The organism is Mesorhizobium sp. M0408 (genome assembly GCF_040321495.1).
Lineage (GTDB): Bacteria > Pseudomonadota > Alphaproteobacteria > Rhizobiales > Rhizobiaceae > Mesorhizobium.
In genome coordinates, this window is the sequence record NZ_JAMYRO010000006.1 from 121,631 (window position 1) to 146,138 (window position 24,508).

Here is a 24,508-nt window from a genome sequence, read left to right on the forward strand (position 1 = left end):
GCGCGATCGGCTTCCCGGCAGGCGCAGTTCAAAAGTCCGTGCCTATGTGGGAACTGCCGTCTGGCGTTCAACGGGGGGTGTGGGCCGGGACTGGCCCTACTGTCTGCACGCAACAAAAAAGACGACCGCTCCAGGCAAATCGCAACTGGAGCGGTCTTCTCATAGGGTAGAAAGATGTCGCTTGATCAGGCCTTCGGAGTTGCCTTGACCGCGTGCTTCTTGTGCTTCTTGACGGTCTTCTTGGCAGCGACCTTCTTCACGGCCTTGGCCGGCGCAGCGGTCGTCGTTGTCGTCGCAGCCGGGGTGGTGGTCGCGGCATTGGCGCTGCTGGCGCCGAGAACCGGCATCGAGACGGCCAGCGCGATGGCGAGACCGAGGGCGGAGAGGAGGGACTTTTTCATGGCTTCACTTCCTTTTTGTGCAGATCGGATTGTGTCACTGAACGGGATCGATCGGTGTCACTCCAAGCAGCTTCAAAGCATTCGCGAGCATCCGGATTCCCTGTGCCTGTTTCTTGTTGGCGCAGAACCGGTTTCCCTTTCTTTGAAGTGCTTTCGCAGCGGTGACCTGCGTTGCCGCGGCATGGGTTTCGAGGGCTTCGTCAAACTGGCGGTTCAGATCGATGCAACGCTCGCTGCGGGTGGTCGCCACCTTTGCATCGGCCGCCTTTGCATTGGCCACCTTCGCATCGGCCAGTTTTGCATCGGCATGTTCGACCGCGGCCGTGACGAGCGAAATGGAAAGCAACGCACCCATCAGACTGATCGAGAACCTTTGCATTGGTCTGTCCGTAATCCCGTAACGCGTGTCGCAGCCGATGACCTGACCGCCACGGCACCACTTATGCCTTTGATTTTTTTCGGCAGTTTTTCCGGATTGTAGAATTTTGTTTCTGGATTGTTTCTGGGCAGCCCGGATCGAGCCGCCGATCTTCACTGGCCAACTTATGGCCTGAATTCTATCGTCTGGCTGACGGCCGAAGCAGCGCTTGGGCGATCCACAAATGACAGGTTCCCGGTGAAATCCGACCCCCACATACTGATCGTCGACGACGACAAGGGCATTCGCGACCTGCTTCAGGAATTTTTCCAGAAGCGAGGGCTGCATACATCGATCGCCGCCGACGGCACCGAGATGGAGACCATCCTGCGCCGCGCCCAGGTCGACCTGATCGTCCTGGACGTCATGCTGCCCGGCAAGAGCGGGCTGGAGCTCTGCCGCGAGTTGCGCGCCAATTATTCGACGCCGATCATCATGCTGACCGCGGTTACCGAAACTACCGACCGCGTGGTTGGGCTGGAGATGGGCGCCGACGACTACGTGCCGAAACCCTTCGATCCGCGCGAGCTGCTCGCACGCATTCGTGCCGTCTTGAGACGCAATGGCGCCGCCGAACCGCGACGCGCCGCCTCGCGGCAGATCTACCATTTCGCCGGCTGGACGATGGACTGTTCGCGCCGCCGGCTGATGGCGCCCGGCGACGTCAGGATCGAGCTGACGATGGCCGAATTCAATCTCCTGCAGACCTTCGTCAAGAGCGCGCAGCGCGTACTGAGCCGCGAGCAGCTGATCGAGCTGTCCGGCGGCGACAGCGGCTACAGCTTCGACCGCAGCGTCGACATTCTGGTCAGCCGGCTGCGGCGCAAGATGGAGGACGACCCGAAAACGCCGAAGCTGATCCTGACCGTGCGCAGCGGCGGCTACCAGTTCCTGCCTGAGACGACCTCCGAATGAGACGCATCCTGCCGCAAACGCTGCCGGTCTGGGTGCTGCTCATCGTCATCGCCGGCCTGCTGATCAGCCAGATCGCGACCCTTTACATCGTTTCGCGCGACCGTGCCGCCGCCAATGACGTCGTCGATCTCTACCGGCTGAACGACCGCGCCTTCTCGCTGGTGCAGCTGATGCATGATGCTACGCCGGAACAGCGCAAGGCGACGGCCTCCGGCCTGTTCAACGCCACTTATGCGCTCACCGTCTCCGACACGCCCGCCGTTACTTCGTCGATAGCCGGCGACGACGAACTGGCCGAATTGGAAGACATATTGGTCGGTCGGCTATCGAAGTTCGGCATCACCGACGCGCGGGTCCGCCGCGACCCGGCAACGCACGAAGCCGACGCTCCCGGTGGGACGGTCGCCGGTCCCGATATCGGCCAGGTCGAGCGCGACCTGCTGGTGCTGGCGGCCGATTTCGCCCAGAGCGACAAGCTGACCGCTTCGCTTCGCTTTGCCGACGGCCAATGGCTGAACTTCACCGAGCCGAACACACCGGCCGGACCGATACTGAGCTTCGATAGCCTGCCGCTCTATGCCTTGATCGCCGGGCTGGTGGTGGCTTCCTCGATCTGGTCGCTGCGCCGGCTGACGGCGCCCTACCGGATGATGGAGACCGCGGTGAAGCGGATCGGCGAGGACCTGAAAAGCCCGCCGATCGCCGAGAGCGGCAGCCGCGAGGTGCGTACCGCGGCAAAGGCGGTCAATGCCATGCAGGCGAGGCTGCGCGCCTACGTCGAGGACCGCGAGCATCTTGCGGCCGCACTGGCGCACGACCTGCGCACGCCGCTGACCAGGATGCGGCTGCGCCTCGAACTGCTGAGGAATTCGTCCGTGCGCGCCGCACTGGCGCACGACCTCGCCGACATCGAAGGCATTGCCAGCTCGGTCATCGACTTCGCCACTTTCGAGGTGACCGAGGAGAAGAGCGAGAGGATCGATTTCTGGTCGCTGGTAGAATCGATCGCCGACGGCTTCGACGAGGTCTCCTTCGACAATGAGGACGCGCGCTCGCGCGGCCTGATCTGCGTCGCGCGGCCGGTCGCGCTACGGCGCTGTGTCACCAACCTCGTCCAGAACGCGGTGACCTATGGCAAGAGGGCGCATCTCAGCCTGCGTCAATCAGGCAAGACAATCACGCTGGCGATCCATGACGAGGGTCCGGGCATACCGCAAGCCGAGCTCGACGCCGTGTTCGGCTCGTTCGTGCGCCTGGAACAGTCGCGCAACCGTCAGACCGGCGGCCTCGGCCTCGGCTTGACCATCGCCCGCAACATCGCCCGTAGCGCCGGCGGCGAAGTCAGCCTGTCCAACCATCCCGATGGCGGCCTGATGACGGAGCTGCGCCTGCCGCTTGCGGTTTAGCTTGCGGTATCGGGCTAAGCCGGCGTTCCTTCGCGCCCCCTCTGTTCTGCTGGACACCTCCTCCACAGGTGGGAAGATTGGCCGTCGTCGCCGATTTCGCCAATTACAAACGTTGGAATGTGAGAGCCGTCCGCGAAACCGCCGATCTCCCCCAAGTAGGAGAGATGTCCGACAGAACAGAGGGGGGCGCGACAGAACTCGGCGTTTGGTCTTGGTTCTCTCCCCAAGGAGAAAAACTACCTTCTCAACACCGCGCTCAGCACATCCCTGACGCCGATGGCGCCGACAAAGCGCGACTGGTCGTCGAACAGCGCCACCGGTGCCGTCTGCGAGCGATGCATGGCCAGCATCACGGTCTTCAGCGAGGTGCCGGGATTGGCCCAGAACACCTGCGCCGTCTCCTCCGGCTGGGCTTCGACATCGGCGCAGGACACCCATACCGCGGGCTTGCCGTCGCGCTCGGCCGCCGCCACCAGCCCATGCTCGTCGATCTTGAAACGCGTCGTCCTGCGCCGGTCGAGCCACACCCAGCCGTTCTCGCCGTGTTCGAGGTCGCGGCGGTCGCGCATGACGTTCCACGCGGTCAGCACCGAGAGCGGGTTCACATTGGCGATGAAGTCGCGGACATAGTCGTTGGCGGGCCGCAGCACGATGTCTTCCGGCGCGCCGGTTTGCACGATGCGCCCGCCTTCCATGATGGTGATATGGGTGCCGATCTTCAGCGCCTCCTCGAGGTCGTGGCTGACGAAGATGATGGTCTTCTTCAGCTCGGCCTGGAGCTGCAGCAACTCGTCCTGCAGCTTGGTCCGGATCAGCGGATCGAGCGCCGAGAACGGCTCGTCCATGAGCAGGATCGGCGCCTCGGTGGCAAAGGCGCGCGCCAGGCCGACGCGCTGCTGCATGCCGCCGGAAAGCTCATGCGCATATTTCTTCGACCACTGGTCGAGATGAACCAGCTTCAGTTGCCTGTTCACCCGCTCCTTGCGCTCGGCTTCGGGTACGCCGGCGAGCTCGAGGCCAAGGCCGACATTCTCCTCCACCGTGCGCCACGGCAGCAGCCCGAACTGCTGGAACACCATCGCCACCTGCTTCTGCCGCAGCCGCCGAAGCGTCGCCTCGTCGCAGGTGACGACGTCGACCGTACCGTCGCCGTCCTTGACCAGCACCTGGCCGCGCGAGACGACGTTCAGCCGGTTGACGGCTCTGAGCAGCGTCGATTTGCCGGAGCCGGAAAGCCCCATCAGCACCGAGATCTCGCCCTCGTTCACGGTGAGGCTGGCGCCGGCGCAGCCCAGTACGTTGCCGGTCTGTTCGAGGATCTCGGCTCGGGTGGCACCACTGTCGATCAGCGCCAGCGAGCCTGCCTGGTCGGCGCCGAAGACGATGTCGACATTCCTGAAATCGACGGCGACGGTCATTTCTTGCCTCCCACGCCGATGCGCGTCATCCGGTCGAGCACGATGGCGAGCACGACGATCGCCAGCCCTGCCTCAAGCCCGAGGTCGATCCTGCGCGAACCGAGCGCCCGGTTGATTTCCGTACCGAGGCCGCCGGCGCCGATCAGGGCGGCGAACACCACCATCGACAGCGACAGCATGATCGACTGGGTCAGCCCAGCCATGATGGTCGGCAGCGCCGAAGGCAGCTCGACCTTCCACAGCAGCTGGCGCTTGGTGGCGCCGAACGCCTCGCCCGCCTCGACGATCGATTTCGGCACCGAGGTGACGCCGAGATGGGTGAGCCGAACCGAGGTCGGGATGACGAAGATGATGGTGACGATCAGGCCGGGCGCGTTGCCGAGGCCGAACAGGGTCAGCACCGGGATCAGGTAGACGAAGGTCGGCAATGTCTGCATCAGGTCGAGCACCGGCAGCATGACGCGATACACCTTCGGCTTGTGCGCGGCCCAGATGCCGAGCGGCACGCCGATGGCCATCGACACGGCGGCGGCGGCGACCACCAGCACCAGCGTCTCCACCGTCTGCTTCCACAGGTTCTGGTTGAGGATGAACAGCAATCCGATGAATACCGCCAAAGCCAGGCCTTTCGAGCGCTGCAGGAAATAGGCGAGCAGAGCGATCAGCGCGATCAGCAGAACCGGCGGCAGCAACAGCAGCCCGTCGACGATGCCGTCGAGCAGGAAGTTGAGGCTGTTGGAAAAAGCCCTGAAGATGGTGTCGAAATTGTCGGTGAGAAAGCCGAAAAACGCCTTCCCCCATGCCCCGATGGGAATCTTGTAACTGACCAGGAATTTGGAGATCGGATCCATCTAGCCCCTCTTCTACCGGCGCCGTCCTTCGCCGGACGGTCATCTTGTCACAGGATATGAAAAAGGGCAGCCATTTCTACCGTGGCTGCCCCTTGTCTCGTCATGCCAGATGGTCGGGTCAGCTTCCGAGCGCCGTTTTCACCGCAGCCGCCGCATCGCCGCCGTCGAAGGTGGTGACGCCGGCGATCCAGGGAGCGACCGCGTCCGGGTGCTTCTTCAGCCAGTCGGTCGCGACCGTATTGGCGTCGCCGCCCTTCAGGATCGCGTCCATCATCTCGCCTTCCATGTCCAGGTTGAACTTCAGATTGGCGATGAACTTGCCGGCGTTCGGACATTCGCTCATGTAGCCCTTGCGTACATTGGTATGCACGGTGGCAGCACCAAAGCCGCTATCTCCCATCCCCTCGAGATAGGTGATCTTCATGGCGCCCATCACCGGATGCGGCGTCCAGCCGAGGAAGGCGATCCATTCATTGTTCTTCATCGACTGGTCGGCCTGGGTGAGCATGCCGGCCTCGGAAGATTCGACCAGTTCGAAGCCTTCGAGATTGGTCTTCGGATCCTTGATCATGTCGAGGATGATGCGGTTGCCGTCATTGCCGGCCTCGATGCCGTAGATCTTGCCGTCGAACTTGTCCTTGAATTTGCCGAGATCGGTCAGCGTCTTGACACCGGCATCGGCGACATAGGTCGGAACGACGATGCCGTAGCCGGCACCGCTGAGATTTTCACTGACGGTCTCGACCGAGCCTTCGGCGGCATAGTCCTTGATGTCGTTGGTCATCGACGGCATCCAGTTTCCGAGGAACACGTCGAGATCTTTGTTCTTCAGGGACGCATAGGTCACCGGCACCGAAAGCTGGATCACCTGCGGCTCGTAGCCGAGCGCCGTGAGCAGCACCGAGGCGACGCCGGTGGTCGCCTGGATGTCGGTCCAGCCGACATCGGACAGACGCACCGTCTTGCAGCTTTCCGGATCGCCGGCGAAGGCCCCAGTCGTGGATAGAAAAGCCGCCAGGCCGAGGCCGGCGACGAATGAACTCATACGCGACATGAAAATTCTCCCATTTCAGTTCTCGGTGAAGCGAAGCGACGGTTTTATCTCCGCCTTTGTTCCGTCAGCCAAACATCATTCTGCTGCGGTTTCAAGCACTAAGGCAATCACGAACAACGGCGCAGGCTGGCCGATCAGCGACACGCCCGCCGCTTTCCGGATGGAAGTCGCCTTTTCCCGGTGGAATGTAGGCGCTCCCCCTCCCCGCTTTGTTGCAACTCGGCTTAAAAGGACGGCATGGCCAAGCTGTACTTCCATTATGCGACGATGAATGCCGGCAAGACGACGATGCTGTTGCAGGCCTCGTATAATTACCGCGAGCGCGGCATGACGACGATGCTGTTCATCGCCGGCCACTACCGCAAGGGCGATACCGGGCTGATCTCGTCGCGCATCGGCCTGGAGACGGAAGCCGAGATGTTCCGCGACGGCGACGATCTGTTTGCCCGGGTCGCCGAGCATCACGACCACGCCACGGTCCATTGCGTCTTCGTCGATGAGGCGCAGTTCCTCGAAGAGGAGCAGGTCTGGCAACTCGCCCGCATCGCCGACCGGCTGAACATCCCGGTCATGTGCTACGGCCTGCGCACCGATTTCCAAGGCAAGCTGTTTTCCGGATCGCGCACCCTGCTGGCAATCGCCGACGACCTGCGCGAGGTGCGCACCATCTGCCGTTGCGGCCGCAAGGCGACGATGGTGGTGCGCCTCGGCGCCGACGGCAAGGTGGCGAAACAGGGCGAACAGGTGGCGATCGGCAAGGATGTCTATGTCTCGCTCTGCCGCCGCCATTGGGAAGAAGAAATGGGCCGCGCCGTGCCCGACGATTTCATCGGCTTCACCAAAACCTGACCAGCGCTATTGCTTTCATCCGACCTCCCGGCCGACATTCGTTCACCAATCGCGCCATCGTGCGGCGCTTGTTTAAGGCCTGCTTGCTATTTCAGAACCTCTCAGCCAGAGCCGTCGGGGAGTTCCCATGCTTCGAGCCATTTCGTCTGCCGCTGCTTTCCTCATCGCCGGCGCTCTTGCCGCGCATGCCGACGGCGATGCCGCTCTCGGCAAGAAAGTCTTCAACAGATGCATGGCCTGTCATGAGGCCACGAGCGACCACGACAAGGTCGGCCCGCATCTGCTGGGTGTCGTCGGCCGCACCGCCGGCACCGCGGACAGTTATCTCAGCCGCTACTCGCAGGGGATGAAGGACGCCGGCGCCGCCGGCCTGGTCTGGGACGAAGCAAACCTCGCCGAATACCTGCGGGCGCCGCGGCAGAAGGTCCCCGGCAACAAAATGGCCTTCTCCGGCCTGACCAGCGACGACGACATCGCCAATGTCATCGCCTACCTCAAGGCCGATCCCAAGCCCTGAGCGTCGCTCCCGACCTAAAGTCCAGCCGCGGTTGAAGCGGTGTCTGACCGGACGGCAGTTACACCGTAATCATTGCCTGACTATCCTGCGGTCGGCCTCCTGAAATTCTTTTGTTTTCCTGTAATCCCATGTCTTCCGTCTTTCATTCGCCAAACCCGGCACATATATTCGCGGCGGTTTGCGAAACGAAACCGATGCCGAAGCGGGAGGCCCCAATGGCGACATTGCAGAATTTCGATGCCGAGATTGCCAAGACCAAGCAGGTCGTAGAGGACATGCGCACCAAGATCGAGCAGTCCGGTACTGTGCTCGACACGCTCGCCACCGCCGACAAGAAGATCGGCGACGCCAATTTCGACATCGAGAATGCCCGCATTGAGGATGTGCTGAAGCAGCAGAAGGTGATGGAAGGCAATATCGCCGACCTGATTATCGGCCTCGAGGACGCCACCAACGTCTTCGGCGCCGAATTCGAGAGCATGAAGAACTACACCGGCTGGGAAAATTTCGTCGGTGTCTTCTCCAGCCAGCGCAAGCAGCGCCTGCGCACCGACCGCGTCCGCAACATGTCGCTGGCCGGCAATCTGCAGGAGCTGCTGGCGAAATCCGACACCATCGTCGGCATCCTCAAGGCTCAGAAGCAGGTTCTCGACACGCGCTACAAGACCTCCGAGGCCAGCCTGTCGCAGGTGATCGAGCGCCGCAAGACCACCATGTCCAATCTCGAGACCGTGCAGAAGCGCATCGAGGAGCTCAACCCGATGCTGCTCGACATCGAGAACAAGATCGCCGCCTCGACCAGCCAGAAGGTGCGCACGCAGCTGGAAGGCGAACGCTCGAAACTGGCCACGGAATACAACGAGAAGCAGGCCAAGGAGCAGGAATTGCTGGCCGAAAGCCAGACGCTGGAGCGCTACACCTCGATGTTCCAGACCTTCGTCGATTCGCTCAACAACCAGATCGCGGCGCAATCGACGCTGATCAACAAGCTGACCATCGATACCGAGCAGCGCATCGTTCTGTACAAGGCGCTGGAAGATTCGCTGAAGACCGCCGCCCAACAGGATGTCGCCCACAAGATCAACACGCTGGGCAGCCAGGTCGACAACACCGCCGAAGAGACCATGGCCGGCATTGGTGCCGCCTCGCAAAAGCACATCGGCGATCTGCTTGAAATGCACGAGAAGAACATGGTCGCCACCGCCGACATCCAGCGCCGCAAGAAGCTCGCCGACGATGCCTTCGCCCGCCGCTTCGACGATGTGATGAAGAAGCACAATTCGGCAAATTACGTGCAATCGTAATTGCTGCACGTGCACTGCTCCCAAGGGCTGGCAGCATGACCCCCGAAAACGAAGCTGCGGCGCGCTATTTCTCGGCGATCACGGCGGCACTTGGCGGCCTCGAAGTGTTCATGCGCGACGATCGCTCGCCGCTCTATCGGCACGGCATCGTCGCCAAGGTCGTCGCCGAATATATTGCGCGGCTCGACAAGTCGTTCTCGTGCTGGCGCAACCGGCTGGGCTTCACCGAGACGTTCCGCATCTCGCGCGCCGAAAGCGGTTTTCCGGTCTTCCAGAACCTGCTCGAGTTGGAGAACGACCGGCTCCAGGCCGATGCGCGCCTCGCCAACCTTCCGCTGGCCGATGAGCTGCGCGAGGAAATGGCGGACTTCATCCTGCGCCACAAGGAATTTCCCGAAGCGCTGCAGAAGTCGATGGCCGAGCGGCTTTACCTCGAGGACGTCAAGAGCGAGACCACCTTCGGCCCGTTCACGCTGGCCCAGACGGTCAAGGTGTCGGTCAATCCGAAGACGTTGCGCCCCTATTATCTGGTCCACTGGGCCTGCTTCGACGGCAGCGCCAACCTGCCGCTTGTGTATATGGTGACGGTCGAGGATTCCTCGGACGACATGATCCGGCAGCTTGTCGACTCCAGTGGCAAACTTAATGAGAGGGTCGACATTCCGCTGCCGGTCGACGGCTTGCTCAATCCCGAGCTTGCCCACCGTTTCGACGATTTCACCGAGAAGAATTCCGCCTACGCGCTGTCGCCGGCGACCATCGCGGTCAACCTCGACAAGGATTTCGAGCCGCTGCATCCCAAGCAACTGCGTCGCGTCGTGCTCGGCCCGTTCTATTCTGCAGGGATTACCGACAACAATTCGACGGTGAGCGAAGTGCTGGCCAAGGTGCGCAAGCCGGAAAACGCCTGGCTGCTGACCTGGACCATCCAGGAGGTCTTTTCCAAGGCCGAAAAGCCAGGCCGCAAGGGGCTGTTTTCGAGCGAAAAGACGACGCAGGAATTCTTCATCAATACCGACGATCTCGAGGCCGCGCGGCAAGGCGTGTCGAGCTATGAGAACCATGCGTTGATTCCGCACGAGGCCTATCAGGCGCTCTATGCCGCCGGCGAGGCGCAGAAGATCTTTTCGGGCTACAAGGTCCACATCCTGTCCAAAGGGCAGGTCATCAGCGACGTCTGACCATCAAATCGCGGAGCATCCTCCATGGACACCGGCCTGACCACCATCCCGGAAGCGGCAATTGAAAAGCACCGTGCCACTGCGCAAAGTTTCATCACTCGCATCGTCGTGCTGGAGGACCCATCGCGCGAGTCCGGCACCGCGCTTGCCGGCACCAACCGCCGCTTCGTCTCTACCGTCTCGGTCGGCTCGGTGCGCCGCACGCGCGAGGTCGAGCTCTCCAAAACCGTCGCCGCCGTCCATTCCGACGACCAGTTGCTGACTATCCCGCAGCACACGCTGTTGTTTCGCGCCCGGCGCGGCACAGCGATAGCGCTGGCCATATCGGATGTCTTCGCCGAGGGCTCGGACCTCGAAAGTCTGCAGGCGAAAAACGCCCGCGCGCCGCTCGAAGGCGATGAAGCTGCCACCTTCAAGAAGCTGCTGTCGGCCTCTGCCTACATCTCCGCCTTCAGCCTTGCCTCCTATTTGTTCCAGCTGATCGACAGCGACGGCGAGGCGCCGAACGACACGCCCGAGCCGGACTTTCTGTTCGACACGCCACAGGATGCGGTGAAGTCGATCGTGGCCGGGCTCGACAGGGCGATAGCGGGTTCGAAGGACGATGCCGACCTGATGACCCGCGCCCGCGCCTTTGCCCGCGTCGCCATCGACGGGCTGTTGGCGCGAAAGGGCCGCTTCGACGGCATCGGTCCGTTCGAGAACGCGCATATCCGCATCGACGTCGACGATTTTACCCTTGACGGCTTCGACGTCGCGCCGGGTAAGCGGGCAAAGCCGCTGGTGATGACCTTCAAAAAACCGGAAGAGGTCGTCGGCAACCACATCGCCAAATACCAGTCGGTCAAGCTTGCCAAGATGCTGATGGCCTATGACTTCGAGCGCGAGCTGAACCCGTTCGTCGAGCTCGGCGGCTTCCTGTTCACTTTTATCGGCGATGGCGCGCCCGGCACCGGCAAGACAACCTTGATCCAGATGATCGCCGGTCTTCTCAATGGTTATTGCCAGGTCGCCGGTTATCCCTTCGCCTACGAGAATTTCGGCGTCGACCAGATCTCCTCCTACCAGGGCAAGTCCGGCCAGAACTGCCGCCAGTTCATCAACAATGTGCTGAACCCGCGCGTCATCGGCTTCGGCACCATCGACGATATCGACCAGGTGGCGGCACGCCGGTCCGACGACCGCGCCTCGGCCGGCCAGCAGGAAATCACCGGCGTCCTGATGGACGCCTTTGGAGGTGCGGCGACCGTGGTGCGCGGCAACTGCTCGTTCGGCATGTTCTCCAACTATCCCGAAAACGTCGACGACGCGCTACGCCAGCGCGCCGGCGCGCGCTGGCTGGTCGACGGCCCGCAGAGCCGCGACGACTACATCGACATCTTCGTTCTGCTCGCCGGCAAGAACCACAAGATCCCGCTCGGCGACCACAAGCTCTATGTGGCGCAAGAGATCCAGCGCGCGGTGATGGAAGCTTACGAGGAGCATGAGAAGCCACAGGAAGACGGGTTGATGAAGGTCTATGAGCGCTACATGAAGGAGAATGGCGCGCCAAAGACGATGGCCGACATCGGCACTTATCTGCATATGATCAAGGATGCCGAGCCGCGCTTTACCGGTCGCGCCATCAAGAACGTCACCGATGCCATCAAGATGCGCGCCATGGACATCGAATTGCCGGACGAGTGGTTCGAAAAGCCGGAAGCCTTCATGCACAAGGGTTACGACGACAAGAAAGCCATGATCGAGGAGCTGCGCGGGCCATTCTCGATGGACATGGTCATGCAGGAGATCAACCGCTACGCGGATTCCGAGTTCCGCTATTCCGACAAGTCCGATGATGCGGCGGTGACCAAGATGATCCGCGACACCCGTCTGCGGGAGCGTGCCGTCCGCGAGATCGAGGATATGAAGAAAAAGGGGCTGTGGAATGCGTGAGATGCGCCGACGCCCCCTTCTCCCCTTGTGGGAGAAGGGGTCGCCGAAGGCGACGGATGAGGGGTATTCGTCAAGCTGGAACACCCCTCATCCGACCGAGCTTCGCTCGGCCACCTTCTCCCACAAGGGGAGAAGGAGCGTTCGCGCCCCTCATCCGCCCTTCGGGCACCTTCGCCCCGTGAACGGGGAGAAGGAATAATGGCTAAGAAACCCGATCTGTTGCGCGACAACGAGCTGATCTACGGCCGGCTGCTGACGATCGACGAGCCGCACCTGATCCAGCGCTACAACAAGGCGATGGTCGCGTTCGGCTTGAAGCCGACCAAGTTGAAAAGCTTCGAGATCGATCGCACTGGCTTCTCGCCGCAGGTCGCCGAGGAATGCGGCGACTACAGCTACCTCGATCCGAACGAGGTCAACCGTCGCTTCATCATCCTGACGCCGTCGCAGATCGACCTGCCGGTGGTGCACACGGCGTTCTCCAACACTTCGCTGCTGATGTACGAGTTCATGTCCAAGAACCAGCGCGCCATCGATGCGCTGACGATCAAGGACGTCATCTACGGCGAGATCGAGGATTCGGTCCCCAAGGTCGACGACATCGAGGACCTGCTGTCGATCAATCAGGTCGAATTCAAGGTGCTGTCGGCCGAGGATGTGCTCGGCAAGGCCGCTGAACTCGGCAAGCTGGTCGACCGGCTGAAGCAGGAACCGGATGCCTGGCGCGACAACGCCATGCTTGCCCACATGGTCGAGCTGGCGAAGATCTGCGGCGACATCCGCGAGAATGCGCTGGTGCCGGACCAGGTGATCTTCCGCCACAATGCCTATTGGACCAGCCATTTCGGCGGACTTTATGTGTTCGTCGATCCCGACGTGACGACGGTGATCAGCGACCCGGCAGCGCCGGGCTTCCGCCGCTCGCGGCCATGGCAGGTGAGCTACCTTTCGATCCACGACGCCGACAAGGTATTCAAGTTCCTCGCCTCGACCGGCCGCCTCGAGTTGCCGCGCGCCTCATGGATCGAAACCTCCGGTTATCTCGAGCATCGCGCCGAAATGGTGGTGCGCGCGCTGATCCGCGACGCCGATCCCGACCGCAATCTGACCGACGTCGACAAGGTCTGGCTGCAGACCTGGATCCACGGCCATACCGATCTGATCACCAGGGACGGCAATTTTCCCTTCCTCAACGCCGCCAAGCGCGAGATCGCCCAGCTCGGCCATCTCAAGATCGAGGACGTGTTCCCGCAGCAGCGCTTCCTGGTCATCCGCGCCAAGCCGGACCATCCCGACGCCTGGCTGACCAACCAGCTGATCTCGGACTTCGTGCCGCAGGACTTCGTTTCGCGTTACGTCTTCAACAAGCCGGGCTTCTACAGGGACTATGAAGGCTTCAGCGACGCCTGGCGATCGCATGTTGTGGACGTTCTGAAAACCACATATCTGAAGGACAAGGTGGCGTTTCGCACACGCCTCTACGGCTTGACTGACTGAGGGGGTGACATCGCCATGCTTGATCCGATCGTGAATTTCTTCACCCGGATTTTCCAGTGGATTGGCCGCGGCATCGGCCTGCTCATCGGCGCGATCCTGTGGCCGTTCCTGTGGGCGGGGCGCTGGTACACGCAACGCGGCTGGATCCTGAAGGCGGTGCTCGGCCTGGCTGTGCTCGTGCTGATCGGTCTCTATGTCAACTTCTTCTACGCCACCCAGTGGTGGAACAATTTCGACCCGAATTACGTCGACAAATACACGTTCGAAAAACGCAACAGCTCCGCCGGTGAACAGGTTTCCGCCGGCGCCGGCACCGACACGGCCAAGACCTGCGGAAATTCAGCCATTGCCCAGGTCGCTGCCGACCTGACCGACTTCAACGTCAACCAGAATGCCTGGGTGTCGTCGATGATCCTCTACAAGCTCGGCCTGTTCGGCATCGACTGGGACCACACGCCGTTCATGGACAACAAGGCGTCGTTCCAGCGCGGCATCAACCAGGCGGTGCGGCGCACGGCGACCGAGCTTGCCGACAATCTCGGCCGCGTCCGCACCACCTCGCAGATCGACGCCGACCTGCAGGACGCCCGCGGCAATCTGCAGTTCGATGAGGAAACCTGGTATTTCGGCTTGAACCCGTTCGGGCCCAAGACGCCGACGCCGAGCTACTATCGCGACGCGGTGCGCAAGCTGCGTTCCTTCAACGCCCGCCTCGCAGCCTGCCAGGCGACATTCGATGCCCGCGCCGACAATCTCAAGCAGTATATCGACCGCATTTCGTCCGATATCGGTTCCACCTCGGCGATCCTCAAGGAGCGTGCCGAAAACCACAATAATGGCTGGTTCGACACACGCGCCGACGACCGCTTCTGGTTCGCCTATGGCCAGCTCTATGCCTATTACGGGCTGATGAAGGGCGCACAGGCCGACTTCGAGGACGTCATCAAGGAAAAGCACCTGCAGAACCTGTGGGATACGATGGACGCGCAATTCGTCTCGGCGCTGCGCATCCAGCCCTTCATCATCGCCAATGGCCGCGAGGACGGCTGGCTGTTGCCGACACATCTGACGACGATGGGGTTTTACATACTCAGGGTGCGCTCGAACATGGTCGAGATCAGCAACGTGCTGACGCAGTAGCGGATCGTCCCGCACAGCCGGCGCTGGTGAATTTGCGCCGTTGCTTCTGTCGCTTTTCGCGTATTACGCGGCTGTTTTGAGACGGCGGAACCGCGCCTGCTCTGGCTTCTATACGGCGCGGCAACCGGCGCGAAAAGAACCTGTAGCAGGGCAGCCGGCCGCAGAGGCATTTTCTTCGTAGGAAACATAGTTGCATGAAAGTTGACGCCGCGGCAGCGACAGGGGTAGAACATGCCCGCGCCTGCAATGCCGGGCTATTCTTGCGACCACACTAGTCAAATCCGTCCAATTCAGAGGGAAGTCGTCCATGGCCGAAGTGAAGTCCGACATCGAGATCGCGCGCGGCGCCAGGAAGAAGCAGATCCAGGAGATCGGCCAGAAGATCGGCATTCCGAGCGAACATCTTCTGCCCTACGGCCACGACAAGGCGAAGATCTCGGCCGAGTTCATCAAGTCGGTGAAGGGCAACAAGGATGGCAAGCTGATCCTCGTCACCGCCATCAACCCGACACCGGCCGGCGAAGGCAAGACGACGACGACGGTGGGCTTGGGCGATGGCCTCAACCGCATCGGCAAGAAGGCCATCGTATGCATCCGCGAGGCTTCGCTCGGACCGAATTTCGGCGTCAAGGGCGGTGCCGCCGGCGGCGGCTACGCGCAGGTCGTGCCGATGGAGGACATGAACCTCCACTTCACCGGCGATTTCCATGCCATCACCACCGCCCATAACTTGCTGTCGGCGCTGATCGACAACCACATCTATTGGGGCAACGAGCTCGGCATCGACACCCGCCGTGTCGTCTGGCGCCGCGTCATGGACATGAACGACCGGTCGCTGCGCGAGATCATCTGTTCGCTCGGCGGCGTCGCCAACGGTTTCCCGCGCGAGGCCGGTTTCGACATCACAGTCGCCTCGGAAGTCATGGCCATCCTGTGCCTGTCGACCGACCTGAAGGACCTGGAAAAGCGCCTCGGCGACATCATCGTCGCCTATCGTCGCGACAAGTCGGCCGTCTATGCGCGCGACCTCAAGGCCGACGGCGCCATGGCCGTACTCTTGAAGGATGCCATGCAGCCCAATCTCGTGCAGACGCTGGAGAACAACCCGGCCTTCGTCCATGGCGGCCCCTTCGCCAACATCGCGCATGGCTGCAACTCCGTCGTTGCCACGACGACGGCGCTGAAGCTTGCCGACTACGTCGTCACCGAAGCCGGTTTCGGCGCCGATCTCGGTGCCGAAAAGTTCTTCGACATCAAATGCCGCAAGGCCGGCCTGAGGCCCGCCGCGGCGGTCATCGTCGCCACGGTTCGCGCCATGAAGATGAATGGCGGCGTCAAGAAGGAGGACCTCGGCAAGGAGAACGTCGAGGCGGTCAAGAAGGGCTGCGCCAATCTCGGCCGCCACATCGAGAACATCCGCCAGTTCGGTGTGCCGGCAGTGGTCGCCATCAACCATTTCTACTCCGATACCGAGGCCGAGGTCCAGGCGATGAAGGACTACGTCGCCTCGATGGGCGAAGAGGCGATCCTGTGCAAGCACTGGGCTCAGGGATCGGCCGGCATCGAGGAACTGGCCAAAAGAGTCGTGGCGTTGGCCGAATCCGGCGCGTCGCAATTCGCCCCGCTCTATCCCGACGCCATGCCGCTGTTCGAGAAGATCAACACCATCGTCCAGCGCATCTATCGCGGTTCCGAAGCGATCGCCGACAAATCGGTGCGCGACCAACTCCACGCCTGGGAGCACGCCGGCTACGGTCATTTGCCGGTCTGCATGGCCAAGACGCAATATTCCTTCTCCACCGATCCGAATCTGCGCGGCGCGCCGACCGGCCACACCGTGCCGGTGCGCGAGGTCAGGCTGTCTGCCGGCGCCGGCTTCGTCGTCATCATCTGCGGCGAGGTGATGACCATGCCCGGCCTGCCCAAAGCGCCATCCTCGGAAAAGATTTTCCTGAATGAAATGGGCCAGATCGAAGGCCTGTTTTAGGGATAATCAATGCTCGAACGGCAAAGGGCGCCGCAACGCTGCGGCGCCCTTTTTGGCGACTTCGCGACGAGCTCGTCCCTAAGCCGCGCTTCGCGCCAGCGCGCGCTGGTTGGAGGCATAGGGTGTGTCGTGCTGGGGTACCACGCCGGTCTTCAGGCAATCGATCCACTCGGCGGTTTTGAGAACGGCCGCGAAGCGCGACTGCAATACGACCGTCACGACGCGATGGATTTCCTCCCCCGAAGCGTAGCCGGCGCTGTTGGCGTACGGCAACGATCCCGTTGCGTCCGACAGGAACTCGACCTCAAAACCCATATGCACGGCGTGGATGACCGTCGACAGGTCGCAATTATGCGTCATGTAGCCGATGACTGTGATCGTATCGATAGAGTTGGCGCGCAGCCACTCCTCGAGGTCCGTGCCGGTGAAGGCGCTGGGCAAGTTCTTTTCGATGTAGTGGTCGCGGTTTCGCCTGGCGATTTCCGGGTGCAACTCGGCTCCATGGCTGCCCTTGGCGAAGACCGGTGAGGTTTCCGGCGCCAACTGTTTGATGACCACCACCTTGACGCCTGCCTCGGTGGCCGCATCCATCGCTCGCGCCACATTGACGACGCTGTCGCGGAAGGGCGGATGCTGGATGGCGAGGTTGCCGCCGTCATAGTCGTTTTGAACATCGATGACGATGAGGGCGCGGCGTGGAGCTTTGCCTTTGGCTGGTTGCGACATGGGGTTTTCCTTTCCCGTTGGACATTGATGGGTGGACGATAAGCTCGGCACCGGATTGCAAAAAGTGTCCCGATTGACATTATTCGAAAGAATTGGGACAATCGGCCTCACCCGTTGCTGGAGCTCCCATGACCGATCCTGCCGTTGCCGCCATCGCCTTCGATGGCATCAGCCCGTTTCATCTCTCCGTGCCGTGTCTCGTGTTCGGCGCGGATCGCACGGAGCTCGGCCTGCCGCGCTTCGACTTCCGGGTCTGCGCGATTGAGGACGGGCCGATCCGCACCGATGCCGGGCTGACCATCAGCGTCCCGCACGGGCTTTCCACGCTCGATGACGCCGACATCGTCATCGTGCCAAGCTGGAAGGATCTCGGGAGCTCGCCTCCAGCCGCATTGATCGACGCGTTGCTTGGCGCGCACGAGCGCGGCGCGCTGATCGTCGGACTGTGCTTGGGAACGTTCGCTGTTGCGGCGACCGGACTGCTTTCGGGGCGGCGAGCGGCGACGCACTGGGCCTACGCGGATCAGCTGCAGGAACTCTATCCCGACATTCTCGTCGAACCGGAAGTGCTCTACATCGACAATGGCGATGTCGTGACATCCGCCGGTGTCGCCGCCGGGCTCGACTGCTGCCTGCACGTCGTACGGGCTCGTTACGGCGCGGAGGCGGCACTTCGCCTTGCCCGGCAGATCGTGCTTTCTCCGCACAGGCAGGGCGGGCAGGCGCAATTCATCGAACGTCCCATCGCCAGGACCGGCAATGCGGACCGCTTCACCCAGGCTCTCGAAGCGGTGCGCAAAACCCTGGGTGAGCCGCACAGTCTGGACAGCGTTGCCGGTCACGCCGGCCTCACCCGCCGGACGTTCACGCGCCGTTTCCAGAAAACGATCGGCACCAGTTTCGGCGACTGGCTGACCGACCAGCGCGTCCAGCTGGCGCAACGGCTGCTGGAAGCAACGGAAAAATCGATGGACACGGTTGCCTTCGAGGCCGGCTTCGGCAGCGCTACCTCGCTGCGCCAGCATTTCGCAGCGCGCCTCAGAACCTCGCCGGCGCAGTACCGGCGCGAATTCTCGAAGAGTGCTCAGGAGGAGCGCGTGGCGCACATGCCGAGGTGAAATTCGGCTCGCGCTCGATTCCAGGGCAATCGCTTCAGTGCCGACGTTGGACTGCCATCTGGCCCGAGTAGGCTATCTTTTCTCTCGAAGCGATTGCCCTGCTCTCGATCCTGTCGTGCTTGAAAGGCTCTGCGTCATCTGTCATATATTAAAGCGACAGATGACGCGAAGAGGGCTCGCCGTGGCGATGGCATTGGAAAAGGCTGCGCCAGCAGCAAAAAACAATGAACTTCAGAAGGTGGCGAAATTGCTAGGCGGCAGCCGCATTCTGGCAAGGCGCCTCAGCAGCGCATTGGATGCCCACGAGTTGCTTCTGCACGGCCTGCCGGCTTCAGCGCTGGACCATCTTATCGGGCAACTCGTCTTCATCCAGAAGACCGATTCGCTGGGAAAGGCCGTCGGCATGAGCCTGCGCACCTACCAGCGCCGCAAGGATGCTCCGTCCAAGCCTCTCAGTCAGGACCAGAGCGGACGCACCTGGAAGTTCGCGGAGATCCTGTCGAAAGCTACCGACGTGTTCGGTTCGCAGGCGGAGGCAGAGCAATGGCTGGAGCGCCCGGCGATTGGGCTCGACCAGCGTCGTCCAATCGACCTTCTGGCGACGCCGGCGGGGATCGAGCTTGTAGAAGACTATCTGGAACGGCTTGAATATGGCGTTTATGCATGACGCCGCTGCCGGCGGCGCTTGGTGGCTCCGACCTCATCGGATGGCGCCTCGATCAAGCCCCGTTTGCGCCTACATGGGATAGTGGCGAGGGCGCATACAGGGTGGGCGGACGCTGGAACAGCAAGGGCGTGCGCGCCGTCTACTGCTCGATCGATCCGTCGACTGCGATCCTCGAGGTTGCGGTCCATAAGGGCTTCAGGGCGCTCGACACGATTGCGCATGTCATGACGGCAGCAATCGTCAGCGATGTCGCGGATGTGCATATCGTCGACCCCGCCGCCGTGCCCAATCCCAACTGGTTGCGCCCGGGCATTCCGAGCTCCGGGCAACAGGCGTTTGGCGACGATCTTCTGCAACGGCACCGGTTCGTGGTAATTCCGAGCGCGGTATCGCAGCATAGCTGGAACCTGATCTTCGACGCGAGCCTCGCCAGAGGGGCATACGCCATGAAGACCCAGGAGGCGTTTGCGCTCGACACACGGTTGCATCCACCTGCGGCCAAGTGACATAGCCGCCCCCATGTCCATCAGAACGAGGACGTGACCGGCAACAGAAGCACGGTGCTCAGTTGTTGCTGATTACCCGTGCCGGATTGCCGACCACCGTGGTGTTCGCCGCCACGTCGCGCGTCACCACAGCACCGGCGCCGACGATGGCGCCATCGCCGATCCTGACTCCGCCGAGGATGACGGCACTGCCGCCGATCCAGGCATTGTCGCCGATCTCGACCGGCCTGGCGATCTCCAGCCCTGCCTGCCGCCCCGCAGCCTCCTTGTGGTGCTCGGCGCAATAGATCTGCACATTCGGGCCGAGCAGCGTTCCCTTGCCGATGCGCACTGGCGCCGTATCGAGAATGATGCAGCCGGCATTGAGAAAAACGCGGTCGCCGAGAAAGATGTTGAAGCCATAAGCGCAGTGGAACTGCGCCTCGATCCGGGCGCCCTCGCCCGCAGCGCCGAGCAGCGTCCGCAATCCAGGCCCGATGTCGCGACGCTGCCGGGGCGGCAGGCTGTTGTGCTCGAACACCGCGTCTCGCGCCGTGATGCGCAACGCCTCCAGTTCCGGATCGAGGCAGCAATACCACTCGCCCGCCGCCATTTTCATGCGTTCGCTTCCGGCCATGGCTGCAACTCCAGTTTCAATTTTGCCAAAGCACAAGTGGTGAAAATACGGAAGCGCCGGCGGCGACACCACCTCTGGTCAAATACCGGACCTATGGTAGCCTGCCCTCTCGGATACGTCCCAAGCCGCCATCGAGGGATCAATCATGCTGTACATTCTTGCACTCCTGATTGGCATCGTTGCCGGGCTTCGCGCCATGACCGCGCCCGCCGCGGTTGCCTGGGGCTCCTGGCTTGGCTGGTTGCCGGTCGCCGGCACCTGGGCGAGCTTCATGGGCCACTGGATCGCCGTCGGCATCTTCACCATCCTGGCCATCGCCGAACTGGTCACCGACCAGCTGCCCTCGGCGCCGAGCCGCAAGGTGCCGCAGCAATTCGGCACGCGTATCGTCTTGGGCGCTTTCACCGGCGCGGTGATCGGAGCGACCGGCGGCGCCACCATCAGCGGCCTGATCGCCGGCGCCGTTGGCGCGGTGATCGGCACGCTGGGCGGCGCCGAGGCGCGTAAACGCCTGGCCGCCGCCTTCGGCAAGGACCCGCCGGCCGCCTTCATCGAGGACGCTGTGGCGATCGTCGGCGGGCTTCTGATCGTGGCGGCGGTGGCATGACGGCAAAGACATTCGACGCCATTATCGTCGGTGCCGGGCAGGCCGGCCCACCGCTCGCCGGCAGGCTGAATGCGGCCGGCATGAGCGTGGCGCTGATCGAGCGAAAGCTGGTCGGCGGCACTTGCGTCAACACCGGCTGCACGCCGACCAAAACGATGGTGGCAAGCGCCTATGCCGCGCATCTCGCCCGCTCCGCCGCGGATTACGGGGTGACGCTATCCGGTCCCGTCGGCGTAAACTACAAGGCGATCAAGGCGCGCAAGGACAAGGTCTCCAACGACGCCCGCGGCAATCTCGAAGACTGGATTGCCGGCATGGACAAATGCACGCTCTATCGCGGCCATGCGCGCTTCGTAAGCGCCAACACGGTGCGCGTCGGCGACGATCTGCTGAGCGCCGAAAAGATATTCCTCAACACCGGCGGGCGCGCCTCGGTGCCCGGCCTGCCCGGCATCGACGGCATTTCTTACCTGACCAATTCCTCGATGATGGATCTCGACGTGCTGCCGCGCCATCTCATCGTTGTCGGCGGCAGCTATGTCTCGCTCGAATTCGCGCAGATGTTCCGCCGCTTCGGTTCCGAAGTCACGGTCATCGAAAAAAGCCCGCGTCTGATCGGTCGCGAGGACGAGGATGTCTCGGACGCCATTTTGTCGATCCTCGAAAACGAAGCCATTGCCGTCCATCTCGGCGCCGACGACATCCGCTTCGCCAGGCGAGGCAACGAAATCGCCGTGACCTTCTCGCCAGGCAAGGCGGCTGCGGTCGGCTCGCATGTGCTGCTGGCGCTCGGCCGCACGCCAAACACCGACGATCTCGGCCTCGACAAAGCCGGCGTCGAGGTCGACAAACGCGGCTTCATCGTCGTCGACGACCAGTTGCGCACCAGCGTGCCCGGCATCTGGGCGATGGGCGACTGCAACGGCAAGGGCGCCTTCACCCACACCTCGTACAACGATTACGAGATCGTCGCCGCCAACCTGCTCGACAACGATCCGCGCAAGGTCAGCGACCGCATCGAGGCCTATGCGCTCTATATCGACCCACCACTCGGCCGCTGCGGCATGACCGAAGCCGCGGTAAGGAAATCCGGCCGCCGCGCCCTGGTTGGCCAGCGGCCAATGACCCGCGTCAGCCGTGCAGTCGAAAAAGGTGAGACGCAAGGCTTCATGAAGATCCTGGTCGATGCCGACACCAAGGAGATCCTCGGCTGTTCGGTGCTCGGCCCGGGCGGCGACGAGGCGGTGCACTGCGTGCTCGACCTGATGTATGCCAAAGCGCCGGTCAGCACGCTGGCGCGCGCCGTGCACATCCACCCGAACGTCTCGGAGCTTCTGCCGACCATCGCCCAGGAATTGAAGCCGCTGGTGTGACGGCCGGGTAGAATCGTGCGCCCATGGCGGCGCCGGCTGGACCAATCGACAGCCCAGCGGCAAAAGGGCATGTGTTCCGCCTCTTCTCCCGGAGGCATCCCATGCAGAAGTCCATCGAACGCGTCGCCGGCGACAGCGAAGGCGTTTCCTACGAATTCCCCGTCTTCCGCTTCGCCGGAACGGACAAGACGGCGCCTTCCGTCTATCTGCAGGCGGCACTTCATGCCGGCGAATTGCCGGGCGTCGTCGCCATCGACACGCTGATGCCGATGCTCAGCAAGGCGGAAGCCGAAGGCCGCATCACCGGCAATATGACCATCGTGCCCTGGGCTAATCCGATCGGCCGCGCGCAATATCTTTACGGCGACCATCAGGGCCGCTTTCATCTGGGCACGCGCACCAATTTCAATCGCGGCTTTCCGCGGCTCGCCGCGCCCGACCTCACGCTGCTGCCGGCGCACGGCACGGTCGACCAGCGGCTGAAAACGCGGCTGCTGCAGCTCTCCATCGGCCACGACATCGTGCTCGACCTGCATTGCGACGATGAGGGCCTCGCCTATCTTTACGTCCACACCAGCCTGTGGCCGGCCATGGCGGATTGTGCAGCGGCCATGGGCGTCGATGCGGTGATGCTGTGGCACGAAGACCCCGACGGCACCTTCGAAGGCGCCTCGATCATGCCGTATCAGAACGTTCCCGCCGACGTCGCGTGCCTCGACCGGCGCGTCGCCACCACCGTCGAATATCGCGGCATACTCGATGTCGACGGCGCCCTCGCCGGCGCCGATGCCGAAGGGCTCTACCGGCTGCTGGTGGCGCGCGACGTAATCCAGGATCAGGCGCTGCCCGCGCCTGGCAGCTTCGTTGGGCTCGTCGCGCCGCTCGAAAACATCGAGATGATGCCGGCGCCCCGCTCGGGCGCGATCCTTTACGACGTGAAACCGGGCGACCGCGTCACCAAGGGTGCGCGCCTTGCCACCATCGTCCACGCGCCCGGCGAGCCCGACGGCCGCACGGAAGTGTTGGCGCCGCAGGCGGGCCTCATCCTGACGCGGCGTTCCCGCCGCATCATCCGCGCCGGCGAAGACCTCTTGAAGCTGGTCGGCGACGGGACGAGCGTCGATGCAAGGTCGGGAACGCTGGAGGACTGACGCACCCCGCCAAGCTACCCCGAAATCGCCTGTCGCGCCTTGGCCTCCAGCCATTCGGCCATCTGCCGGTACGGCACCGGACCATGGCTCACGCGGGCGACGCCGAGTTCGGCAAGCCTCTGGCGCGGCGGCACATGCGCCAGGGCAATGATGTTGACCGGCAATGCCGTTGCCTCGCAGAGCGCCTCGATCAGGCCTTCATCGGCAAGCCCCGGCGCAAAGAAGCCATGCGCTCCGGCCCTTTCGTAGGCGTGCGCCCGCTCGATCGCCTGATCGAGAAGAGCCTTGTCGTGCGCATTCGGTTTAGTCTTCAGGAAAATGTCGGTTCGGGTGTTAATGAAGGCCGGAATACCCGACGTCTTCACCGCCGCTGCAGCCGCTTCGATCCGCCTCACCTGTATGGCGATGTCGTGCAGCCCACTGCCGCCGACGATCTGATCCTCGAAATTAAAGCCGACGGCTCCAGCCTGCACGGCGAGCGTCACGCTGCGGGCGACAACCTCCGGAGCGACCCCGTAACCCCCCTCAAGGTCCATGGTTACCGGCACATCCACCACCGCAACGATGCGTTTGATGTTTTCGAGCGCCAGTTCAAACGGGATTTTCTCGCCATCGGCGAATCCGAAAGCGGCCGCGACCGGCCAGCTTCCGGTGGCGATGGCCTTGGCCCCTGCTTTCTCGATGATCTTGGCGGAGCCTGGGTCCCAGGCATTGTAGAGGACAATCGGGTTTCCCTTGACATGGAGGGAATGGAACGTCCGTGCGCGGTCGAACTGCTGGGTCATTTGATGTTTTCCCGTCTTCCTGCTGTTTGATGCAGAGTCTAGGCAGGACTGCCGGTCTTGGCCATGTGCCATGGGTTGCGAAAGCG

At 62.6% G+C, this 24,508-nt stretch carries 24 protein-coding genes; 16 read left to right on the plus strand and 8 right to left on the minus strand.

Annotated features, from left to right (window positions below):
• Nucleotides 1-185: 185 nt before the first annotated feature.
• Together NKI67_RS09320 and NKI67_RS09325 are read right to left on the minus strand one after the other, a co-directional pair.
• Nucleotides 186-401, minus strand: coding sequence for a hypothetical protein (locus tag NKI67_RS09320; RefSeq protein WP_352456451.1), 216 nt, complete (start codon nucleotides 399-401; stop codon nucleotides 186-188).
• 34 nt (nucleotides 402-435) lie between these two features.
• Nucleotides 436-780, minus strand: coding sequence for a hypothetical protein (locus NKI67_RS09325; protein WP_023679500.1), 345 nt, complete (start codon nucleotides 778-780; stop codon nucleotides 436-438).
• A gap of 237 nt (nucleotides 781-1,017) precedes the next feature.
• Here NKI67_RS09325 and NKI67_RS09330 point away from each other — a divergent pair, with 237 nt between their 5' ends.
• Complete coding sequence (locus NKI67_RS09330) at nucleotides 1,018-1,734, plus strand: response regulator (RefSeq protein WP_352568020.1); 717 nt, start codon at nucleotides 1,018-1,020, stop codon at nucleotides 1,732-1,734.
• A complete protein-coding gene (locus NKI67_RS09335; RefSeq protein WP_023679502.1) occupies nucleotides 1,731-3,140 on the plus strand; it encodes an ATP-binding protein in 1,410 nt (469 codons plus the stop codon). Before NKI67_RS09330 ends, NKI67_RS09335 begins: the two co-directional genes overlap by 4 nt.
• A gap of 236 nt (nucleotides 3,141-3,376) precedes the next feature.
• Here the strand turns inward: NKI67_RS09335 and choV are convergent, their stop codons facing one another.
• From choV to NKI67_RS09350, 3 genes are all read right to left on the minus strand, one after another.
• Nucleotides 3,377-4,558, minus strand: a complete 1,182-nt coding sequence (choV, locus tag NKI67_RS09340) for a choline ABC transporter ATP-binding protein (RefSeq protein ID WP_023679503.1) — start codon at nucleotides 4,556-4,558, stop codon at nucleotides 3,377-3,379.
• Nucleotides 4,555-5,409 (minus strand): choline ABC transporter permease subunit, encoded by an 855-nt coding sequence (choW, locus tag NKI67_RS09345; RefSeq protein WP_254819158.1) that lies wholly within the window; start codon nucleotides 5,407-5,409, stop codon nucleotides 4,555-4,557. The genes choV and choW overlap by 4 nt, the downstream gene beginning before the upstream one ends.
• Before the next feature lie 118 nt (nucleotides 5,410-5,527).
• Nucleotides 5,528-6,463 (minus strand): choline ABC transporter substrate-binding protein, encoded by a 936-nt coding sequence (locus NKI67_RS09350; RefSeq protein ID WP_023679505.1) that lies wholly within the window; start codon nucleotides 6,461-6,463, stop codon nucleotides 5,528-5,530.
• A 237-nt stretch (nucleotides 6,464-6,700) separates the two neighbouring features.
• Between NKI67_RS09350 and NKI67_RS09355 the strand changes: the two genes are divergently transcribed.
• The 8 genes from NKI67_RS09355 (at nucleotide 6,701) to NKI67_RS09390 (ending at nucleotide 16,873) form a co-directional block, all read left to right on the plus strand.
• Complete coding sequence (locus NKI67_RS09355) at nucleotides 6,701-7,312, plus strand: thymidine kinase (RefSeq protein WP_023679506.1); 612 nt, start codon at nucleotides 6,701-6,703, stop codon at nucleotides 7,310-7,312.
• A 127-nt stretch (nucleotides 7,313-7,439) separates the two neighbouring features.
• Nucleotides 7,440-7,829, plus strand: a complete 390-nt coding sequence (locus NKI67_RS09360; protein WP_023679507.1) for a c-type cytochrome — start codon at nucleotides 7,440-7,442, stop codon at nucleotides 7,827-7,829.
• 215 nt (nucleotides 7,830-8,044) lie between these two features.
• Nucleotides 8,045-9,133, plus strand: coding sequence for a hypothetical protein (locus tag NKI67_RS09365; RefSeq protein WP_023679508.1), 1,089 nt, complete (start codon nucleotides 8,045-8,047; stop codon nucleotides 9,131-9,133).
• A gap of 35 nt (nucleotides 9,134-9,168) precedes the next feature.
• On the plus strand, nucleotides 9,169-10,314 hold the full coding sequence (locus NKI67_RS09370) for a hypothetical protein (RefSeq protein ID WP_023679509.1): 1,146 nt from the start codon (nucleotides 9,169-9,171) through the stop codon (nucleotides 10,312-10,314).
• A gap of 24 nt (nucleotides 10,315-10,338) precedes the next feature.
• Nucleotides 10,339-12,249, plus strand: a complete 1,911-nt coding sequence (locus tag NKI67_RS09375; RefSeq protein WP_023679510.1) for an AAA family ATPase — start codon at nucleotides 10,339-10,341, stop codon at nucleotides 12,247-12,249.
• Nucleotides 12,250-12,447: 198 nt separating this feature from the next.
• A complete protein-coding gene (locus NKI67_RS09380; protein ID WP_031212593.1) occupies nucleotides 12,448-13,746 on the plus strand; it encodes a DUF6638 family protein in 1,299 nt (432 codons plus the stop codon).
• A 15-nt stretch (nucleotides 13,747-13,761) separates the two neighbouring features.
• Complete coding sequence (locus tag NKI67_RS09385) at nucleotides 13,762-14,886, plus strand: DUF2333 family protein (RefSeq protein WP_023679513.1); 1,125 nt, start codon at nucleotides 13,762-13,764, stop codon at nucleotides 14,884-14,886.
• Between the two features lie 307 nt (nucleotides 14,887-15,193).
• Nucleotides 15,194-16,873, plus strand: coding sequence for a formate--tetrahydrofolate ligase (locus NKI67_RS09390; protein ID WP_352645092.1), 1,680 nt, complete (start codon nucleotides 15,194-15,196; stop codon nucleotides 16,871-16,873).
• 78 nt (nucleotides 16,874-16,951) lie between these two features.
• Here NKI67_RS09390 and NKI67_RS09395 read toward each other — a convergent pair whose 3' ends face one another.
• Complete coding sequence (locus NKI67_RS09395; RefSeq protein ID WP_352568024.1) at nucleotides 16,952-17,599, minus strand: cysteine hydrolase family protein; 648 nt, start codon at nucleotides 17,597-17,599, stop codon at nucleotides 16,952-16,954.
• A 128-nt stretch (nucleotides 17,600-17,727) separates the two neighbouring features.
• On the opposite strand from NKI67_RS09395, the gene NKI67_RS09400 reads away from it, so the two are divergent.
• From NKI67_RS09400 to NKI67_RS09410, 3 genes are all read left to right on the plus strand, one after another.
• Complete coding sequence (locus tag NKI67_RS09400; RefSeq protein ID WP_352568026.1) at nucleotides 17,728-18,717, plus strand: helix-turn-helix domain-containing protein; 990 nt, start codon at nucleotides 17,728-17,730, stop codon at nucleotides 18,715-18,717.
• 187 nt (nucleotides 18,718-18,904) lie between these two features.
• Complete coding sequence (gene parS / locus NKI67_RS09405) at nucleotides 18,905-19,384, plus strand: type II RES/Xre toxin-antitoxin system antitoxin (RefSeq protein WP_502898015.1); 480 nt, start codon at nucleotides 18,905-18,907, stop codon at nucleotides 19,382-19,384.
• The gene (locus tag NKI67_RS09410; RefSeq protein WP_352586746.1) at nucleotides 19,381-19,890 is read left to right on the plus strand and encodes an RES family NAD+ phosphorylase; all 510 of its coding nucleotides are present in this window, start codon (nucleotides 19,381-19,383) and stop codon (nucleotides 19,888-19,890) included. Before parS ends, NKI67_RS09410 begins: the two co-directional genes overlap by 4 nt.
• A 58-nt stretch (nucleotides 19,891-19,948) precedes the next feature.
• Here the strand turns inward: NKI67_RS09410 and NKI67_RS09415 are convergent, their stop codons facing one another.
• The gene (locus NKI67_RS09415; protein ID WP_352586744.1) at nucleotides 19,949-20,506 is read right to left on the minus strand and encodes a sugar O-acetyltransferase; all 558 of its coding nucleotides are present in this window, start codon (nucleotides 20,504-20,506) and stop codon (nucleotides 19,949-19,951) included.
• 145 nt (nucleotides 20,507-20,651) lie between these two features.
• On the opposite strand from NKI67_RS09415, the gene NKI67_RS09420 reads away from it, so the two are divergent.
• The 3 genes from NKI67_RS09420 to NKI67_RS09430 all read left to right on the plus strand — a co-directional run bounded on the left by NKI67_RS09420 (nucleotide 20,652) and on the right by NKI67_RS09430 (nucleotide 23,637).
• Nucleotides 20,652-21,113 (plus strand): DUF4126 domain-containing protein, encoded by a 462-nt coding sequence (locus NKI67_RS09420; protein WP_352586742.1) that lies wholly within the window; start codon nucleotides 20,652-20,654, stop codon nucleotides 21,111-21,113.
• Nucleotides 21,110-22,486 (plus strand): FAD-containing oxidoreductase, encoded by a 1,377-nt coding sequence (locus NKI67_RS09425; protein ID WP_023679521.1) that lies wholly within the window; start codon nucleotides 21,110-21,112, stop codon nucleotides 22,484-22,486. The genes NKI67_RS09420 and NKI67_RS09425 overlap by 4 nt, the downstream gene beginning before the upstream one ends.
• Nucleotides 22,487-22,587: 101 nt before the next feature.
• On the plus strand, nucleotides 22,588-23,637 hold the full coding sequence (locus tag NKI67_RS09430; RefSeq protein ID WP_352586739.1) for a M14 family metallopeptidase: 1,050 nt from the start codon (nucleotides 22,588-22,590) through the stop codon (nucleotides 23,635-23,637).
• Between the two features lie 14 nt (nucleotides 23,638-23,651).
• On the opposite strand, the gene NKI67_RS09435 is transcribed toward NKI67_RS09430, so the two are convergent.
• Nucleotides 23,652-24,422 (minus strand): isocitrate lyase/PEP mutase family protein, encoded by a 771-nt coding sequence (locus tag NKI67_RS09435; protein WP_023679523.1) that lies wholly within the window; start codon nucleotides 24,420-24,422, stop codon nucleotides 23,652-23,654.
• Between the last annotated feature and the right edge of the window lie 86 nt (nucleotides 24,423-24,508).

What these genes read in the sequence shown, in the direction of transcription:
- NKI67_RS09320 (WP_352456451.1), bottom strand. Translation starts at nt 401, where the DNA reads ATGAAAAAGTCCCTCCTCTCCGCCCTCGGTCTCGCCATCGCGCTGGCC.
- NKI67_RS09325 (WP_023679500.1), bottom strand. Translation starts at nt 780, where the DNA reads ATGCAAAGGTTCTCGATCAGTCTGATGGGTGCGTTGCTTTCCATTTCG.
- NKI67_RS09335 (WP_023679502.1), top strand. Translation starts at nt 1,731, where the DNA reads ATGAGACGCATCCTGCCGCAAACGCTGCCGGTCTGGGTGCTGCTCATC.
- choV (WP_023679503.1), bottom strand. Translation starts at nt 4,558, where the DNA reads ATGACCGTCGCCGTCGATTTCAGGAATGTCGACATCGTCTTCGGCGCC.
- choW (WP_254819158.1), bottom strand. Translation starts at nt 5,409, where the DNA reads ATGGATCCGATCTCCAAATTCCTGGTCAGTTACAAGATTCCCATCGGG.
- NKI67_RS09350 (WP_023679505.1), bottom strand. Translation starts at nt 6,463, where the DNA reads ATGTCGCGTATGAGTTCATTCGTCGCCGGCCTCGGCCTGGCGGCTTTT.
- NKI67_RS09355 (WP_023679506.1), top strand. Translation starts at nt 6,701, where the DNA reads ATGGCCAAGCTGTACTTCCATTATGCGACGATGAATGCCGGCAAGACG.
- NKI67_RS09360 (WP_023679507.1), top strand. Translation starts at nt 7,440, where the DNA reads ATGCTTCGAGCCATTTCGTCTGCCGCTGCTTTCCTCATCGCCGGCGCT.
- NKI67_RS09365 (WP_023679508.1), top strand. Translation starts at nt 8,045, where the DNA reads ATGGCGACATTGCAGAATTTCGATGCCGAGATTGCCAAGACCAAGCAG.
- NKI67_RS09370 (WP_023679509.1), top strand. Translation starts at nt 9,169, where the DNA reads ATGACCCCCGAAAACGAAGCTGCGGCGCGCTATTTCTCGGCGATCACG.
- NKI67_RS09375 (WP_023679510.1), top strand. Translation starts at nt 10,339, where the DNA reads ATGGACACCGGCCTGACCACCATCCCGGAAGCGGCAATTGAAAAGCAC.
- NKI67_RS09380 (WP_031212593.1), top strand. Translation starts at nt 12,448, where the DNA reads ATGGCTAAGAAACCCGATCTGTTGCGCGACAACGAGCTGATCTACGGC.
- NKI67_RS09385 (WP_023679513.1), top strand. Translation starts at nt 13,762, where the DNA reads ATGCTTGATCCGATCGTGAATTTCTTCACCCGGATTTTCCAGTGGATT.
- NKI67_RS09390 (WP_352645092.1), top strand. Translation starts at nt 15,194, where the DNA reads ATGGCCGAAGTGAAGTCCGACATCGAGATCGCGCGCGGCGCCAGGAAG.
- NKI67_RS09395 (WP_352568024.1), bottom strand. Translation starts at nt 17,599, where the DNA reads ATGTCGCAACCAGCCAAAGGCAAAGCTCCACGCCGCGCCCTCATCGTC.
- NKI67_RS09400 (WP_352568026.1), top strand. Translation starts at nt 17,728, where the DNA reads ATGACCGATCCTGCCGTTGCCGCCATCGCCTTCGATGGCATCAGCCCG.
- parS (WP_502898015.1), top strand. Translation starts at nt 18,905, where the DNA reads ATGGCATTGGAAAAGGCTGCGCCAGCAGCAAAAAACAATGAACTTCAG.
- NKI67_RS09410 (WP_352586746.1), top strand. Translation starts at nt 19,381, where the DNA reads ATGACGCCGCTGCCGGCGGCGCTTGGTGGCTCCGACCTCATCGGATGG.
- NKI67_RS09415 (WP_352586744.1), bottom strand. Translation starts at nt 20,506, where the DNA reads ATGGCCGGAAGCGAACGCATGAAAATGGCGGCGGGCGAGTGGTATTGC.
- NKI67_RS09420 (WP_352586742.1), top strand. Translation starts at nt 20,652, where the DNA reads ATGCTGTACATTCTTGCACTCCTGATTGGCATCGTTGCCGGGCTTCGC.
- NKI67_RS09425 (WP_023679521.1), top strand. Translation starts at nt 21,110, where the DNA reads ATGACGGCAAAGACATTCGACGCCATTATCGTCGGTGCCGGGCAGGCC.
- NKI67_RS09430 (WP_352586739.1), top strand. Translation starts at nt 22,588, where the DNA reads ATGCAGAAGTCCATCGAACGCGTCGCCGGCGACAGCGAAGGCGTTTCC.
- NKI67_RS09435 (WP_023679523.1), bottom strand. Translation starts at nt 24,422, where the DNA reads ATGACCCAGCAGTTCGACCGCGCACGGACGTTCCATTCCCTCCATGTC.